General features: G+C 33.6%; 15 protein-coding genes and 1 pseudogene. 5 read left to right on the top strand and 11 right to left on the bottom strand.

Translation table 11 applies throughout. From position 1 onward, the window contains the following. Positions 1-12: 12 nt before the first annotated feature. Positions 13-1,353 carry an MFS transporter gene (locus AC3WSK_RS06615; protein ID WP_079562587.1) on the bottom strand — a complete coding sequence of 447 codons (1,341 nt, stop codon included), beginning with the start codon at positions 1,351-1,353 and terminating at the stop codon, positions 13-15. A 168-nt stretch (positions 1,354-1,521) separates the two neighbouring features. Between AC3WSK_RS06615 and AC3WSK_RS06610 the strand changes: the two genes are divergently transcribed. Next, the gene (locus AC3WSK_RS06610) at positions 1,522-2,028 is read left to right on the top strand and encodes a helix-turn-helix domain-containing protein (protein WP_079562586.1); all 507 of its coding nucleotides are present in this window, start codon (positions 1,522-1,524) and stop codon (positions 2,026-2,028) included. A gap of 537 nt (positions 2,029-2,565) precedes the next feature. After that, the gene (locus AC3WSK_RS06605; protein ID WP_079562585.1) at positions 2,566-2,985 is read left to right on the top strand and encodes a hypothetical protein; all 420 of its coding nucleotides are present in this window, start codon (positions 2,566-2,568) and stop codon (positions 2,983-2,985) included. Positions 2,986-3,164: 179 nt separating this feature from the next. Here the strand turns inward: AC3WSK_RS06605 and AC3WSK_RS06600 are convergent, their stop codons facing one another. From AC3WSK_RS06600 to AC3WSK_RS06585, 4 genes and pseudogenes are all read right to left on the bottom strand, one after another. Then, the gene (locus tag AC3WSK_RS06600; protein ID WP_427483681.1) at positions 3,165-3,698 is read right to left on the bottom strand and encodes a hypothetical protein; all 534 of its coding nucleotides are present in this window, start codon (positions 3,696-3,698) and stop codon (positions 3,165-3,167) included. 301 nt (positions 3,699-3,999) lie between these two features. After that, positions 4,000-4,275, bottom strand: a complete 276-nt coding sequence (locus AC3WSK_RS06595) for a hypothetical protein (protein ID WP_492413210.1) — start codon at positions 4,273-4,275, stop codon at positions 4,000-4,002. A 120-nt stretch (positions 4,276-4,395) separates the two neighbouring features. After that, a pseudogene (locus AC3WSK_RS06590) lies at positions 4,396-5,666 on the bottom strand (DHA2 family efflux MFS transporter permease subunit). Positions 5,667-5,873: 207 nt separating this feature from the next. Then, on the bottom strand, positions 5,874-6,446 hold the full coding sequence (locus AC3WSK_RS06585; protein ID WP_079562582.1) for a TetR/AcrR family transcriptional regulator: 573 nt from the start codon (positions 6,444-6,446) through the stop codon (positions 5,874-5,876). Between the two features lie 311 nt (positions 6,447-6,757). On the opposite strand from AC3WSK_RS06585, the gene AC3WSK_RS06580 reads away from it, so the two are divergent. From AC3WSK_RS06580 to AC3WSK_RS06570, 3 genes are all read left to right on the top strand, one after another. Beyond that, a complete protein-coding gene (locus tag AC3WSK_RS06580; protein ID WP_079562581.1) occupies positions 6,758-6,967 on the top strand; it encodes an RNA polymerase subunit sigma in 210 nt (69 codons plus the stop codon). 718 nt (positions 6,968-7,685) lie between these two features. Further along, on the top strand, positions 7,686-8,348 hold the full coding sequence (locus AC3WSK_RS06575; protein WP_492413207.1) for a hypothetical protein: 663 nt from the start codon (positions 7,686-7,688) through the stop codon (positions 8,346-8,348). A 1,724-nt stretch (positions 8,349-10,072) separates the two neighbouring features. Then, positions 10,073-10,456 carry a hypothetical protein gene (locus tag AC3WSK_RS06570; protein WP_492413205.1) on the top strand — a complete coding sequence of 128 codons (384 nt, stop codon included), beginning with the start codon at positions 10,073-10,075 and terminating at the stop codon, positions 10,454-10,456. 412 nt (positions 10,457-10,868) lie between these two features. On the opposite strand, the gene AC3WSK_RS06565 is transcribed toward AC3WSK_RS06570, so the two are convergent. The 6 genes from AC3WSK_RS06565 to AC3WSK_RS06540 all read right to left on the bottom strand — a co-directional run bounded on the left by AC3WSK_RS06565 (position 10,869) and on the right by AC3WSK_RS06540 (position 17,941). After that, positions 10,869-11,774 carry a cation diffusion facilitator family transporter gene (locus tag AC3WSK_RS06565; protein WP_079562573.1) on the bottom strand — a complete coding sequence of 302 codons (906 nt, stop codon included), beginning with the start codon at positions 11,772-11,774 and terminating at the stop codon, positions 10,869-10,871. Between the two features lie 571 nt (positions 11,775-12,345). Next, positions 12,346-12,906, bottom strand: a complete 561-nt coding sequence (locus AC3WSK_RS06560) for a histidine phosphatase family protein (RefSeq protein ID WP_492413203.1) — start codon at positions 12,904-12,906, stop codon at positions 12,346-12,348. Between the two features lie 227 nt (positions 12,907-13,133). Continuing rightward, entirely contained in the window at positions 13,134-13,586 is a 453-nt protein-coding gene (locus tag AC3WSK_RS06555) for a hypothetical protein (protein WP_492413201.1), read from the bottom strand. Positions 13,587-13,856: 270 nt separating this feature from the next. Then, positions 13,857-15,323, bottom strand: coding sequence for a thiol-activated cytolysin family protein (locus AC3WSK_RS06550; RefSeq protein ID WP_492413374.1), 1,467 nt, complete (start codon positions 15,321-15,323; stop codon positions 13,857-13,859). A 237-nt stretch (positions 15,324-15,560) separates the two neighbouring features. Then, on the bottom strand, positions 15,561-17,084 hold the full coding sequence (locus AC3WSK_RS06545; protein ID WP_492413199.1) for a multicopper oxidase family protein: 1,524 nt from the start codon (positions 17,082-17,084) through the stop codon (positions 15,561-15,563). Between the two features lie 185 nt (positions 17,085-17,269). Further along, a complete protein-coding gene (locus AC3WSK_RS06540; RefSeq protein WP_492413197.1) occupies positions 17,270-17,941 on the bottom strand; it encodes a response regulator transcription factor in 672 nt (223 codons plus the stop codon).

Below are 17,941 nucleotides of genomic sequence, written 5' to 3'. Positions count from 1 at the left end.
TGAATTTTATCATTACGACTCCATAGTCCCGACTGGGATTTTTTCCGTATCTTCTATTTTAGAATCTTTTTGTATGTCAGTATCTAAAGTCTCTTGACTACGATCTTTAACAGCCCAAATAGCGATTAATGAAACGATTGCTGTAAAGATAATATATAGCGCAATCGGTACATAAGAATTATCAAATTTAACTAAAAGAGCTGTTGCTACTAATGGAGCTGTTCCTCCTGCTACAGCTGCACCAATTTGGTATCCTAATGTGATCCCTGTGTAACGAATTTTTGCGTCGAAAATTTCTGAAAACATTGTACCTAGTACGGCTGTAATTGGCGACCAAATAACGCCTAGACCGATGATTGTAGCTATTACAAGTAATACGGCCGATTGTTGCTGTAACATCCAGAAATAAGGGAATGCAAATAGGATCATTCCAATAGTTCCAATAATGTATAACTTTTTGCGACCATATTTATCTGATAAGCTCCCCATTATTGGAATTAAAATCGTCGTTATAATTGTTGCAATCATTACGGCAGTTAGCGTGACTGTTCTAGAAAAACCTAAATTTGATGTTGCATAGGATACAACAAATGTCCCAAAAATATAAAAAGGTGCTGTTTCTACAACCTTGGCTCCAATAGCAATTAATACTTCACGCCAATAGTTTTTCAACGTCTCTATAATTGGTAGTTTTGGAATCTCACCTGATTCTTGAACTTTTTTAAATGAAGGCGTCTCATCAATTCCTTTACGAATCCATAAACCAAATAAAACTAAAAATGCACTTATTAAAAATGGTATACGCCATCCCCATGTCATAAAAGAACCTTCAGGAAGTAAAGTCATAATAGACAATGCAACAGTTCCAAATACCATACCAATCGTTACACCCATTTGCGGAATAGCTCCATATAATCCTCTTTTTTCTTTTGGTGCGTATTCTACAGCAAGTAAAAGTGCTCCGCCCCATTCGCCACCAATACCTAACCCTTGCACTAATCTTAAAGTAATCAATAATATTGGAGCCCAGATGCCAATGGCTTGATATGTAGGAAGTAACCCCATCCCAAAAGTTGCAATCCCCATCAAACTCAACGTTAATACTAATGTTTTTTTACGGCCAATCTTATCTCCAATATGGCTGAAAATTACTCCACCAAACGGCCTAATAAAAAATGATAAAGCAAATGATGCGTAAGCAAGTAACAAACCTACTGTTGGATCTTCATTCACAAAAAACAATTGATTAAAAACGAGTGCAGCAACTGTACCATACAAAAAGTAATCAAACCATTCAATTGAACTCCCTACTAAACTAGCAATCCAAATCTTTCTCATTTGTTTTGCACCCATATAGTTTCCCCCTTTGTTCAAAATTGAAGTGGAACTTCAATTTCTCCTTGTTCTTACTTTACAATCGCCTGAATTATCTGTCAATAATGTAGATTATTTTTTTATTATGACTTTCTATTGAAACGTGTATAGAATAAAATATTATAAGCAATAAAGGAGCTTGATAAAATGACATCAGATTTTCTAGGGGAGACATTAAAAAGAATACGTAAAGAAAAACAATTTACTTTAAAAATGCTTGCCTCTCAAACAGGAGTTTCTATTAGCTTCTTATCTCAGGTTGAAAGAGGAAAATCCAATGTAACATTAGACTCTTTGAAGAAAATTTCAGATGCTTTAGGAGTAAATCCAAGTGTTTTCTTTACTACTAACAATGAAGAATTAAACGAAATACGTTCCCAATTCCATTATTCGGACTTATCAGATGGTAGTATAGGTGCTTCCTATTTCCCGATCCTTGTTACGTTAAAAGCTGGAGAAAATGAGGGAAATGCTCTTTCACATGACGGTCATGAATTTCTTTATATTGTAGAAGGTGAATTAACCGTTATTATTGAGGAACAAGAATATGTTTTAAAAGAAAACGAATCTAAAATGTTTGATGCTCGAAAAACACATTATTGGTACAATTACCGAGATAAACCAGTTAAGTTCCTGCTTGTCTCATCTCAATAAAAAAAGACTATGAAGGACACAACCATTAAATTATCCAACTTTTGTTTTTTAATGGAACAGTTATTTATTGTAAAAACCAAAAGAGCCATGCTACGCTATACATGTACATGGCTCTTATAATACAACTAACTATAAATGAAAAGAAAAAGAACTTTCTAATCTTTAAACACACGCCACATTTCCTCATATTTTACTTTTGCCAACGGTGGATACATCATCATAATTAGCCCAATCGGTGCCACAATTACATCCACTTAAAGACTCAATCTGAACTAAAATGCCCTTTATCAACTGCATTTGAACCTTCGCTAAACTATAACACGTTCAGTAATAATACCTGCATCCTTTAATTTTCGCGATGCTGACTAACTACAGGTTGTGAAATGCCTAGAACAAAAAATGCAACGTTGCATGATTTCCTTCAACCCACTATACATGCAAAATGTGATTCTTATCAGAAAAAATAATAAAGTCCAGTTGATTACTGCGATTTGATATAATGAATCAGCATTTTTATATTATTTTTTCGGAGGATTTATGAGCAACCCTAATAAAAATAAATATTTATCTTCATTAGCTATTATTGCTGGTTTAATATTACCAATCTTTCTACCTGCATTTATAATGATGGTCCTAGTTAATTTCATGCCTAATGAAATTACTCACTCAAGAATAAGTTCATTATTTATATTATCAATTGCGCTATTTATAATTGCTGGTATTTTCACTAAAGTATTAAGCCTTGTAGGTTTAACTGAACAAAAAATAGAAGAATTAGGCTTTCTAGGTTTTATTATCACTGTTTTGACGTCATTTATCTCTATAGTTGTAGGATATTATTGGATGAAAACTCTCCACCTTACTTCTGTTGAGTTATCTACCATTGGAATTTTAATAATTGCAGCTATCACTACAATTGTTTTAACAGCCCTAATAAAAATTTTAGAGAAGTTATAATCAACACAAATGCCCAGGCTCAATAATAATTGAAACCTGGGCATTAAAATTATGCAGTTACTAATTATGTTCTTCTGCTACTAAGTGTAAAGTTGGAGAATGTGCTTCATTCCATACTCCCACCTTTGGCTTCAGCAAATATAGGTAGGACATTACTAAAAACACTTTAGCAGTTTACTCTAAGAAGCCTTTGATGGTGTATACGTAATGTTTTTTCTAACCTTTTGTTTTATGTTTTTAAATCGATGTTCAATCCCAAGGTAACGATCTAAGCTTAAAACATAACTTTTGTTTAAAAATAGCAATATACAAAATGCACTAGTATAAAGAGTTAAACTAATTAAATTCATATTCCCAGAAAGAATAAAATTTATATGCATAAAAAGACAAATAAGAACAGAGGGAATGATCATTAATCCTACTATCAGAACAATCCCGATAATAATTTGAACGATTGGAATCGTGTAATTAAAAAACATAATATGCTTTAATGCGAAGTGTTCGATGAAATACTTATAAAATTCTGGCACATTCGGTTTGTCTAGTGCCATCATTAAGTAATTTTTAATAAATATTCCTGGTTCACTAAACCAATTTTTCTCTGTAATTTTCGTTATACCCGCAAAAAGCCAGCCAATCCCAAAAAGCAGTCGCATTAAAGTAACTAGTGATTGAAAGGCTTGCTCTCCAAATCGTGTTGATAATAATTTCATATGCTTAATTGTCCTCTACCGTTTATTTGGGAAGGTTTGCCCTCCTCTGTATAATTCTTGCTTACTATTAATTTTTATTCCTTTGGTTTTTAAACTCTTTCACATTTTCAACTTGACGAGTTCAAAGATCTTCCCTCTTTTCCGATAAGGGTATAGCCATTTTTCCAGGTTTTTTTATGTACATGCCACAACTACTTTTCGAAATACTTACCCTCTTTAATCGACAATGATAATCATTCTCAAAAAGAATATCAGTAAAGATTATCGTTGTCAATGTAATATTTAGGTGAAAAATTTATATCTATAAAACTTGTTCAAAACCTGTTGCCATATAAAATGGTGTCACTACTTCAATCTTACCTGCATCTACTAATTCATGAATACGTATACCTAGCGCCCCGCATACTTTCAAGGCATCTTTCTCTTCCCCACCATATACTTCTTCAACAAAATTTTTACGCATAATCCAAGAAAGTTTCGCTGAAGGATTCTCTTTTTGTAATTCAACCAGAGATAATAAAAAAGTATTGATAGCTGAATGACCGCCTACAATAACCCGCGATCTTCTTGTTGTCATTTATTCGTATGTATATCAGAATACCATAACGCTGTTTTTCAAATTTAAGGGTAACTAAAAACGCCAGGATCAATGATTTACCAATGATCCTAGCGTTTGATTCTATTATTTTATATGTGTTCAGTTATTTTCTGGGCGTCTCACAAAAAATGCTAATAGTAGACCGATTACGGCCACAATCACTATAGCCCCAAATGCAAATTGAGTGCCTACTGCAACTAGTGTTTCAGGGGTTGCAGTAGAATGCTCTACTGTATAGCTGTGCTGTCTTCTTGTCATAAGTGTAATTGCTAATGCGGTACCTGCTGCACCTGCAATTTGCTGAAGTGTGTTTATGACAGCGGAACCGTGTGAATACAATTTTTTTGGTAAATCATTAAGTGCGTTTGTTTGCGCTGGAATAATAGTTGTTGATACACCTACGTAGAAAATCATACATGAAACTATAACTAACCAAAGTGGTGTTGTGGCGCTAATGACAAAGAATAATATACTTGTTGAAATAACTAAGCATAAGAACCCAAATCGCAAGTAAAATTTTGGACCAACACGATCAAAAGTTTTACCAACAATTGGAGCAAAGACGGCGTTCAATATGTTTCCAAGTAACATCGCTAACCCAGCATTCGTCGCTGAAAGTAATAAAGATCCTTTTAAATACAAAGGCATAAGAATCGCAATTGCTAAAAGTAATGAGAATACAATAAATATTAAAACTGACCCAATAGTGAAATTGCGATATTTGAAAACTTGTAAATCAATCATCGGATGCTTACTTGTAAGTTGACGCCATATGAAAAGTAAAAGAGCTACAATACCTACAACTATAATGATTGTTGCCAGTGTAGAATCTTCTGAAATAGTACTTAATCCATAGATAATACTACCAAATGCAATTGTTGAAAGAACGATAGATAAAAAATCGATTTTCGGTTTTGTTAGTGTTGTGACATTGTACACTTTTGGCATAAAGGTAAAGAAAATAACGATATATAGGGCAATGCTTATCCAGAAAATATAATGCCAGCGATTGTTGGCCCAGTTGCTGGAGCAAGTGTAATGACCATTCCCATAATCCCCATTGTTGCACTGCGCTTTGCGAATGGTACAACCATGAAAATAACGTTAATCATAAGTGGTAAAATTAATCCTGTACCAACTGCTTGAATTACACGTGATAGTAATAAAATTGAAAATGTTGGTGCTAATGCCCCAATAATTGAACCAACAATGGAGAATGAAATTGCTATAATAATAATCCAACGTGTTGAGATCCATTGAATAATAAGGGCAGAAATGGGTACTAAAATCCCCAATACTAATAAATAACCTGTTGTTAACCATTGTGCACTCGGCGCACTGATGCCGAAGTCTCTCATCACATCAGTCATAGCCATATTCATGGCTGTTTCTCCAAAAAGGCCAACAAATGCTGCAATCATTAATAATGCAATCATTGGTTTTGGGTTTCGTTGCTGTTCTGTATTCATAATTACTCCTTTTAAGGCGGTCTATATAATTTTATTATAAATCGTATTAACGATCCTAATATTAGACCAGTCTATATATTTTAAGTTCAAAAAATAAGTCCTAAGCTCTTATAAAAAGAAACTTGGAACTGTTTTTTGAAGCATTTTAATAGGTTCATTCGATTTCTCTGTAATGGATAATACTAAAACACCTATGATAGCTGCGTTAAGTGATACTGCAAGTATCTTTGCTTTATCTGTAGCCATACCTGATTCAACAAACTTATTATAATAGTGCTGTTGCACCTTGCTGTAATTTTCTTGACAAACTACCCGAATTTCTTCGTTCTCAAAAGCTGACTCCATTGAAATCAATGCAAATGGTGGCATATTTAACATATCGGGGGTGTCTAGGTTTTTAAAGTTTTCACTCAAATGATTCAAATAATTTTGCACCGCGATTGTTGGATTTGGATCAGAATTTAAGTGTATTTGAATGTTAGCAAGTAAACGTTGAGATGACGACTCAACAACTTCCTTAACGAGTTGATTTTTCCCATCAGGAAAATAATGATAAAGAGAACCTTTTGGTGTCCCTGATTCTTTCAAAATTTGATTTAAACCTGTAGCCTGATAACCTTGCAAATGAAAAAGTCTTGTAGCTACTTCAAGCAAATGATCACGTGTCGAACTTTTTTTCATTGTTCTCCTCCCTTTTTCTATAATGACCGGTCTATTTTTAAATAATAGTAAAAAATTTTTTTAATGTCAATGGTTTGATTTGTAATAACTGTATTAAATCGAGTATTTAGCATTCCATTGTGGGTGTGACGACGTTGCGGCTTCTTTATGTATAGAAAACATAAATATGTACACATTAGTATTGAGTGTATTCGCACGCACTTAGGTTGTGGCGCTAGTTGACCGTCACGACCTCCCCATTTGTGGGTCAATCCATCCACTGCCCCTATAAACGTAAAAATTTATTTATATTACATATCGAGGTGCTTTAAATGACTAAATTCGGAAAATGTTTATACATCGCTTTTTTTGTAACACTGTTTTTATTGACATCGGTTTGGGATTATTTCGAAAATAATAATTTGCCTTTACTAGAGAATTTTTTCTTTTCCTTTTGGGTAGCAAGTTTTTTATTCATTGCATTGCTACTTAGAAGTAAGAAAGAGGAAATGGAAAAAAGCGAAAAACCAGAGGCAGAATAGATTATTCTATTCTGCTTTTTTTCTTTGCCTTTATAACTGGAATAAAGAGCTATAGTACTGTCACTCTTTTTTCATTTCTTAAGGCCATGAACTAACCAACCTTAGTTATTAAATCATATAAATAGTAGTGTTAAGATAAAGCAGTTCCTTATGGACGCAATAATTATTATACGCTTCTCCTTCTTCAATTCACTTTATATTAAAAGGAGGAATCCACAGTTATACATCTAAATTTATTGTCATTCCTACTGTCATTATGCTGGCTAATAGTTTTCTTTATCACAATTAACTCTACTCAATTCACACTATTTTTTGAATCTTACTTTCACGTAGATCCCCTAATATTTTTATTAGTAGCAACAATAATTACTTTTTTTCTTGCCAATTATGGATTGAAGAATGTAAAAAATTTAACTGCTATCGTTAGAGGACTTCTCACAATTATTATAACTTTAATTCTATTGGTTATAATTTGTATAACATTGTTCATAAGGATTTTTTTAAATTGAAAAACCAGATGGCGAGTGTTTAATTAGTATTGGTCACTTTCTTTTTAGGAAGTGGCCTTTTTAATTTTAGGCTGATTTCTTAATGATTGTTGTTAATCGAACGAGGGGCCTATATTTAAAAGAGTATGTTATATTTTGGATTGCAAGAAAGGTCGAATGAAATAGTATAATTAAGCGTTATTTAACTTATTTCGTAAGAGGTGCTTAGTATGTTTAAAAAGAAAATATTGATTGGACATTCAGTAGATACTGCCCAGGCAATTATTGAACACAGAGAAAAAGGGAACGTTCCGCCAGAAGAGACCGTCCAGGCAATGATCGAACACTTAGAGACAAGTAACATTCCATTTGAAGATACTGTCCAGACAATTCTCGAATACTTAGAGAAAAGTAATGTCCCATTGGAAGTAGATATCGAAACCTTTTTAAAGCCGTCGTCTGAAGTATACGAGCTTTTTTATACGGTCAAGGTTCAAAAAAAATATGCAAAACAAGCGGAAGCCTTTGTTACGCAGTATGTGTCGCAAGAAGATCTGATGCATCGGTATAAAGTGGCGAATAAGAAAAGTAGAAAATTACATAGGAAAGAAAGAGCCCCTTATTTACTTGCAGCCTTTATATATTTTAATGCAGTAGCGGTTTTCCAAACGAGTAAAGACTTAGGAGCGTACAACGTTTCGTTTATTGTTGTCGCCTTTTTATTGATGTGCGGCGTGTTTATGACGACAAAATATTACAAAGCGATGAAAAAAGAATCGGGTGATTTAAGAGAGAATAATAAGACGTTGATGATGATCGGTATTGGTATGATAATTCAGCCGTTAATTCTTTTATATCTGCACTTCGACGTTTTAATCACATCTTTTAGATAGAGACCTTGTTCTAGTGTCTTAAATAAAGTTTTTTGGTCTGCATTCTTTATTTCCATAGCCACTTCATAAACATATCTCTACAATATCAAACGCTTCCTTGAACCCGCATTATATTCGACATTTATCAAATTCGTATAAGCAACAATCTATACGAAAACAGCCTAATTTTAAGAAAAAGCTCGAATTTCATTTCTTACATTTCCACGGTTGTAATGTTTTTAAATACAAGTACATACACTTGTTTTGGGATAGCAATCTGTTGCATGCATCGCCCCAAGTTGTTAATGCACTCTGCTATCCTTCATAGCTAAATAAACTGAAATTAGAACAAAATAATATATAGTGTAAACAATACGTAAGCTATAACGACCGCGTTATGGCTTTTTTGTTATTTACCACGATCTGAAGCTTATGATAGCATTCATTTTTTACTGCTTTTCTTTATTTTCATTTTGTTCTTTCTTTTGCTCTTTTTCTTCAGGTACTTCTAATTCTTTCTTTAGCTTTTCTTTTGCCAATGTACGTTCCTCCAATAACTATTAAATTGTCCGTTTTAGGGCGATTTATACTTTTATCGTTGGCTTAATTTCAAAACGGTTTACCCCTTAAATTCCAATTTGATTTTACGCCTTAATAAAACTAAAGATTGATTATTTCCAACGCAATTACATCTGTGCGCTTTAATCTACGAAGATGTTTTTTTGGTCGGGTTATCATTAACCCTTCATTAAGGTTCGTAGCAATTTTGAAAAAAAGCAAGCTAGATAAATTAAACACAAAAAGACCAGGTACTCACTTTTTAGGAGCGTCTGATCTTATCCTACTATACTGCTGAATGGACAGACGATTTTGAATGCCCCCAAAAGACATCCATTCTCAATTGGGTCAGCATATAGGTACAGCTGCATCCCTACGTCTGAGCCGTTCTGAACTTATTTGGATATTGTCTCTTCACCCACACATTATCCCGCTTCTAGTAACTGATCAAGCAACTTTAAGATCAGTTCAAGTTCAGATCCATCAGAACTAGTTTCAAATCATTAGATCCGCACGATTTGCATGATATTTTTAAAAATGTGATAAAAAAGACAGACCTTCCACCCACCCGCTTCACGTTACATCACTTATGGCATTTTTTAATTACGTTAAATAATTTTCAAATTTAATATTCGTGTTTTATTTCATCTGAAAAGTATACAGCCGATGGACAAATCGCACTTTTATAGCAATAACACGAATGTTTTTGGAATTTTAATATGAAAAAATTCGCTTTTATACTCTTTTTTGATATTTACAAAAAGTAGTCTCTAACTACATAACACCATAACCACTTCTTTCAAACACTGTTTCTCACGGATACTTGCTTTTTCAAAGTATCTTGGCAGCCTTTAAACAATACAATAATGCATACGTATATACATACAGATACATCAATAAGCAATTAAGTTAACTGCTACTTTCCATCAATTACATCAAAAATGAAAGCAAAAAATGTTGATAAGATTATTTTGAATGAAGTATTTGATGAAGAAACTAAATAAAATCTAGAAGAACTATTTAATAGCTCTTTTACTATAGGTTGTTGCTCCCTGATTTTAGATAAGTAGAATTTTAAATTGTCGGATAAAGCAGGTGTTTTCTTACAATGTGAAGAAGTGCTTATAAGGGAATATATTAATTCAACGATTATGGCGAAGAAATAGTATATAAGAGGTGAAGGTAAGGTGAAGTTAAAAACAATTTTGTTTTTATTTATTTGTACTATGTGGTTAGTGGCTTGTAACAGTAATGAAGAAAAATCAAAAACGATAGAAATTCAAGAATTAATTAATTTCGAAGAAGAAAAATCCGACACATTACAGTTAATATCCGATGCAAAGGATATTAAAATTATAGAGAAAACGTTTAAAAAGGCTAGAGAGTTTGGTGAAGTAGATAACAATGTAGTCCCGCAATATAAGATCAAACTAAACGATGATGAATACTATTTATGGATAGACAATACATTTACAGGGACAATAGCAAACGTAAATAGTAGAAATATGTTTTATAATATCTACACTACCGAAGAATTTAAAGAGGCCATTAATTATCAAGAACAAAAATAAATTACTTCTAAAAAACTTGATCAAGGCTATTTGGATATCTAGAAATTATCTTATTTCTAATATAGCAACAATCCATACGTAATGAGCATTGCTAAAAGACTCCCTAACTGCGCTCAATAAATCGTTTTTTTACCTTCCTACAATCATGTTCTATTATATGAATAGTTTTCGATAAGGTATTAACAGTTTAGCGGTAGATATATAAATATGTGAAGTAGTACTCTCTACCCTGAATCCCTCTAAGCGCTCTACAATTGTATTACCATCAGGATAAGCAAAGAAAAACAAGAAGCCTTTTATTCGAAGGCTTCTTGTTTTTATCATATGGACGCAACATTTATTTAAGCTATAAAACAAGCAATAGCTGCATAGATAGTAGGGCCACCAGTTCAAGCTGTGCAACTCGGTAGCACTACTCTTGATTAGGTTCCATATAGTATGGATTTACATGGATAAGGACTTCCCCGACATCGGGGTATTTTTTTAATATCGCATTTTTAATGTCACGAGCAATATCATGACCTTGTTTAATTGTTAAATCATGATTAAGGGATAGACGAATATCGAGAAGCTTATAGTGACCGTGTTCTCTTGCACGAATTTTGTCTATTCGTTGCACTTGATTAAATTCATGAATAGTAGCTTCATAATCGTCTAAAAGTTCCTGATCTACACTTTTTTCCATTAAAACGTCAACAGAAGGTTTAACTAATTCCATTGCGATTCTAAAAATAAAATAAGCTACTAAAGCACTGGCAATAGCGTCAGCGTATAACAAAAATGTCCATCCAATGGCATTTCCTATTATCGCTAAGAGGACACCAATAGATGCAGCAAGTGAAGCAACAATATCACCTTTATGATCTAACGCAATCGCTATAATCGCCTTACTATTCCACTTTTTCCCCTGTTTTATAGAGTATCTATATAGTATTTCTTTCGCTATGTAAGAAATAATAGCTGCAATCAATGCACTGTATTGTGGTACGCTAGGTTTATCAAAAAATGCTAAAATTGCTTCTACTAAAATATATAGTGAAACTAATATTAAAATAATTCCAACGATTGCTTCACTAATAACCTCCGCCTTACCATGCCCAAAGGGATGATCCTTATCAGGTGGTTTATTAGAAATACCAACCACCGCTAGCACAGCAATCGAAGCAACTACATCTGCTCCAGAGTGAATACCATCTGCAAAAACGGCCTCACTTCCCCCAAAAAGACCAAAGAAGATTTTACCTACCATAAGAATTACGTTGGATATAAGTGCAATCCATGCAACCTTTTTGCTAATTTGTTCTCTCTCACTAACCATTTATATCTCCTCCGAGTAAGAGTTTTATCCATAAAAAATGTGGGAAGAATTATTTTCAAATACTCTTTACTCTTCTTCCTCCAATTAATACTCAACTATGATATCAGACGAATATCGAGTGGGTCTACAGCAATCTTTTTCACCATTACTAAATAAAATTCGAGCGTAAAAATAAGTTGCCTTAGACCAAGATTAATCTTCACGAAAATAGACATTTTACCCCAGCTAGATGAACCTTATAAAGTCGTTCACCTTTTGCATCGGCTCCTATTCTTCTATCATAGTAACTATAGCTTTCGAACCGCTTTTATTTTCTGTTCCACTTTTCGAAATACCCAAGAAATCATCGTTAGTACAAAATAGAGTATGACAAAATTAAGAATTACACTATTTTCACTTTTGCTAGCTATATAAACGTATAGCCCGGGTGCTTAGTTGAAGATTTGAGAAAACAGTCTTTCCCAAAGGTCATTGCGGCTAAAACTAAAAGGCAGATTTACTCTACAAAACGGGTAGAATAAATCTGCTTTTTTGTTTTAAACTTTGGTGAGTGGAGACATTCCTAAATTTACTATTTTTCTATTAGTTCTTCTTGCCATAAACGTTCCATATTTACTTCATTGTTTGTGTAATATAATACAAACACATCAGGATTACTAAGGCTGTTCCAGCAATCAAAATCAAAGCTGTTATCATAATGCATTAGCAGAAGAGACATTATATTTCCATGAGTAACGATTATTGTGTTTTCAGCTTCACTTTTAAAAATTTCATCTACAACTGTTACTATTCGGCTCATAGCTTCTTTACTTGACTCTCCACCTTGAAATTTCAGCTCCAAATCATTGAATGTTGCTTTAAGTTTTTCAAACCAATCAGGTAAATCCGTAGTACTTAGTGTACGTTCTGATAAACGTTCATCAATCTCTATGTCTATGTTTGTTTCCTCACGAATCGGTGCTACTGACTGAATTGCACGTAAAAAAGGACTTGAAATAATTCGATCAATTTCTCTATTTGAGAAAAATTCAGATAAATAGTTTGCTTGTATCAATCCTTTTTCCGTAAGTTGTGACTCTGGTGGTTGCCCCTGTGCTTCACAATGTCTTACAATATATATCCTTTTTTTCATTACAAAGCCCTCCATTTATGTATAACTACTTTACTTCTATGATTAATTTAAAGCAGTGATGACAAATGAATTTGAATCAACGCATGCCAAGTTTAATGCTTTCCTTTAAATGGGGGTGGCTTAATAGTTCTTTAGGTATTAACCATAACACCGCTTCGAGATCATCGCTTCCCCCATTCATATTCACAACTTTTTCACCTGTAGTTGATCCATACCGCGCTTTATAGCTATTCTACTTCTAAAACAAAGGCATAGAAAGCGTCGCCATTAGATACATTCGCCTGCTTTTCATCCATCCACCAAACGCCATAAGAATAATAATATACGCCACGTTGTGTAGGTGCAGTAAAACGATTGTCTTTGACCACGACATCAGTTTCCTTGTTACCACTTATTTGTGCAACATGAAATTCATTCGGTTTTATTTCATAGTCCATTACAAGCGTTATAGTTTCACCTGATTGAACTTTTATGGGCTTTTGGCCTTCTAAAAGTTCAATTGGTCCAGCAGTATCAACACATCCATTTTGCCAACAATAAGTACCGAGTGTAGTTTCAAATTTTTTATTTTCAATCTCTATAAAGGATTTAGGAGGCTTTTCTCCCGACAATCCATTTGAACATCCCATTATAAAAGTAAGTCCTAAAAGAGCTACTACATATAAAAAATATGTTTTCATGCACATCCCTCCTTACCATTCGACGAGCTCGTTTAAACTACGTTACAAAACATTTTCCGTATTATGTAATAAAGGTAAAATTTCTTTCTACAACACTTGCTACATTCTTTGTGGGTGTTCTTTCTAATTGTGAACATAGAAACGGCTGAGTTCTTGTATAACAAGAGTCTCAGCCGTTTGTTTATCCAGGATGGATGATCGTATTTTTAATACTTAGTTTGACAATTCACCCGCTTCAAGTCCTAGTTTAGATTGAATCATGATAGGTACCTAATTAATAGTACCTGTTGGGTGTAATGTAGTTCCTCCAATTGAAACTTTTATTTCTTTAGATAATGGAACATTGTATTCATCAATAATTGTTCTCCACCAATCCCATGCGAGACCTGTACATTCTCTCGCATAAATTCTTATATTTTTCGAATTAGGTGGAAGTGGTATTACAGTAGAGAAATGAGCTGTTTTGTCTTTCCAGTTTCCATTCCAAGTTTTATGAGATAGCACTTCTTTACCATTTTCATCATATGAAAATTCATCCCATGCAACTTCAAATTGAGCGACATATGCTCCATAATGATCAAGGATGATGCTGCCTTTAGAGTATTCTGTAGATGTCGTCTCGACATAATCTGTATTATTATGGACAGCAGCAATTGAATTGTCCTTTAAGAAAACACTTGTATAGGATATTGGGTATGCTGGATTTTTAAGACTAAATTCTGCATTCTCTTTAATTATTTTTCTAATATCATTAAAGTCTTTTGAGACAACTTGATTATGCTGTTGTGAATCTCCACCTAATACTACAGCAGTAAAAGAACTTTCTTCAAAAATATCTTTATACTGTCCACTAGTTTCTACATTCGTATTCACATTATTTAGTAAGGCTTTAAATGCAGCTTGTACATCTTTGCTCTTAGAGCTTGTTTCTAATTTTACATAAATTGTTCTGCCATAAGCTACATTTGACACCATAACGGGAGGAGCGTCATTACTTACCCCTTTACGTGTTAACTCTTCAAAAGACACACTGTCATCAAAAAGGTCTGATGGATTGTTAGGTAGTTCTGCACTTACGGTATAAAATATTTGTTTATATGCCGCAACCATCACTTTTTTCTCTCCATTAGCGATGGCATTAAAGTCAATTCCTAGTGAATTATCAAGAACTTTGGCGTTCACATTTAGCGTACTTGCTATTTGTGATTTGCTATAAACCATAGACTCTGAATATTGTAGTCTAGCGGGTAAAGTATGGGTTGTTGAATATTTTTCACTCCAAGTAGATACTAGCTCATCTACTGCACCAGAAACATTACCATATGTAGGATTATCCACGGTCGTAGTATTTTCTCTTTTCATGCCAGGTAAATCTATGCTAATATTTAGCGGTTTTCTTTTCGCCACTAATAAACTAGGTTGATTGTCTACAAAAGCTTGATTTGCAAGTTGTAATGCACCTGGATAAGTTCGATTCGCCATAGAATCGATAATTGAAATATCCACTGGTGAGGTTGTAAGTGATTTTTTATTTCGTTCCACCACTATAAATTTATCATTTGAGTTAATACCTTCTCTTGGAACGAAACTATCAATCTTCTCTCCTTTCGCTGCTAAAACCTCGTTGTTATTGTAGTTCAAGTTTGCTATACCCGTGTCAATGTCATTCGAATTGCTTTTTTCACTAGGCTGAGTATCAAGTGTTTCAGCAAAGGTAATAACCGGATAACTTATCATGCATAATATAACAGATAAGCTGACTAGAAATTTTATTACGTTAAAATGATTTCGATTTCCCAAAATTACCACTCCTTTCTTAGGGATATTATACCACAAAACCATTTTGTTAAAATATAGTAAATTGGTCTTATGTTAGCATTTTTATTAATTTTCAATAGAAAAAGCCCTCTACAAATCATCATTTTGTAAAGGGCTTCAAACCGTAAGACATTTCGTTCCATTAATTATTTAGTACTATTCCACTTTAACTTGCCCCATCATACCATTTTCTTCATGCTCAAGAATATGACAGTGGAACATGTAAATGCCTTTGTTATTAAATTTCACAGCTAATCTTACTGTTTCTCCAGCATCTATTGCGACAGTATCTTTCCAACCATATTCGTTTGTCGGTGGTTCTTTCCCATCGATGGAGAGAATTTTAAATTGAGTACCATGTATATGGAATGGATGTGTCATGCCACCCATCATATCTGGTTTGTTATAAATTTCCCATATCTCAGTCTCTCCTTGTTTTTGCGTAAAGTCGATTCGATTCATATCAAATTGTTTATTATTAATAGTGACCATCTTCCCCATTCCGAAAAGTTCCAGCTTTTTAGAAACAGGCAATTTTCTTTCTTCATCGGTTACTACATAATTATTTAAGTTTTTTGGAGAATTACTAGAGTTTGCTGATTTTTTATCGACGATATTAAATAACAGTAATTTAGTGTCTTCTTCATTCATTAAAGCTATATCCGTTGACTCATTGTATGTTGAAAAATCAACAATAATTTCTGCACGTTCGCCTGGCGTTAATGATAGTTCATTCATCGAAATTGGTTTATTTACAAAACCACCATCAGTAGCTATTTGTTGAAATGAATCTCCAGTATTTAATTTAAATGTATAGTTACGAGCATTTGAACCGTTTAATAAACGTAAACGGACCTTTTCTTTGCCAACTGTTAGCTTAGGATTAACTGTGCCATTTATTAACAAAGTATCACCTATAGTACCATCCTCATTCATTGCAGCTTTAAAGTTTAATTGTTTATTATCGTCAAATTTTCTATCTTGAAATACTAAAGGGAAATCATTCACCCCATATTCACTCGGTAAGTCTAGCTTTTTAGAATGTTCATCTTCCACGTATATTAATCCTGCTAACCCTTTATATACTTGTTCTGCAGTCGCTCCTACAGGATGAGGATGAAACCATAATGTGGATGCTCCTTGTTTTACTGTAAACTTCACATTTTTCGTATCTCCAGGTTGTAATAGATGGTGTGGACCTCCGTCTGCTTCTCCTGGTATATCTACACCATGCCAATGAAATGTCGTTGGCTCTGATAGTTGATTGTTTGTTTTAAACGTTACTTTTTGGCCTTCATTCACTTTAATGACAGGACCTAAATACGAGCCATTATAGCCATATGTTTCGGTGTTAATGCCTTTGAAAATTTCACTTGTTCCTTCTTGTGCAGTAATGGTAAAAATGCCATCTTTAGCTTCTAGTAAAGGTGGAAGAGCTAGTTCATTTTCTCCAGTCGAATGATTTAATGCTAATGGATTCGTGTGGCTTTCGTGTCCATTCATTGCTTCCATATCTTTTCCCGACATATTGGAATGATCCATCCCCTCCATATTCGACATTTCTTCTTTTGTCATCTTAGAATGGTCCATCGTTTCATCTGATTTTGAACTACTAGCACTACATCCTCCAATGATCACACTACTCACTAATAGAGAAGTAATCAAAAATTTAGGTTTCATGATGTTTCCTCCTTGCATTTCAATACAAACTAACTGTAGCAAATAAATATGAAGAAATTATGGAGTTACAAGATCATACTTAAAAAACATCATGATAGCCCTTCGGACAATAAAAAAAGATATCCATGTCAAAATTGACTAATGGACATCTAAATAACATTATTTTATAGATACATTGCGCTTCTTTACCCCCATTTATATCCGATTCCCCAAACGGTATTAATAAAATTATCACTTGGAGAACCAGCATTCACTAATTTTTCTCTTAAATTTCGAATATGAGAGTCTATTGTTCGTGTATCGATATCAGCATCATATTCCCATGCAGAACGTAATAATTCTTCTCTAGTATACGTTTTAGATGGTCGAGAAATTAAAGTTTTTATAATATTAAATTCTTTTAATGTCAGCTGAACAGTTAAATCTTGATAGTGTAAGGAGTATGTTTCTTTATCCAATGTGAAATCTTTGTAACGAATAATTTTATTCTCATCACGATAAGTTCGACGTAGTATCGCATTTACTCTTGCAACCAACTCTCGTTCGTCAAAAGGCTTCGAAATATAATCATCCGCTCCTGTATTTAGACCCTTTGCTAAATCTACTTTATCGGATCGTGCCGTTAGCATAATAATTGGAACATTTGAGAATTCGCGGATCGCTTCACAAACTTCCCATCCATTCATTTCGGGCATCATAACATCTAAGATGATAAGAGCTATGCCTTCTTTCTTTGCGAGCTCAATTGCGTTAATGCCACTTGTTTCCTTTATGCAATTAAAACCATATGGCAATAGAAATAATTCTACTAAATCCAACATTCTTAGTTCATCATCAACTAATAAAATTGTTTTCAT

The sequence above is a fragment of the Lysinibacillus sp. EB271-A1-10B genome, assembly GCF_058791335.1.
This window is presented reverse-complemented; position numbering and strand designations above follow the sequence as displayed.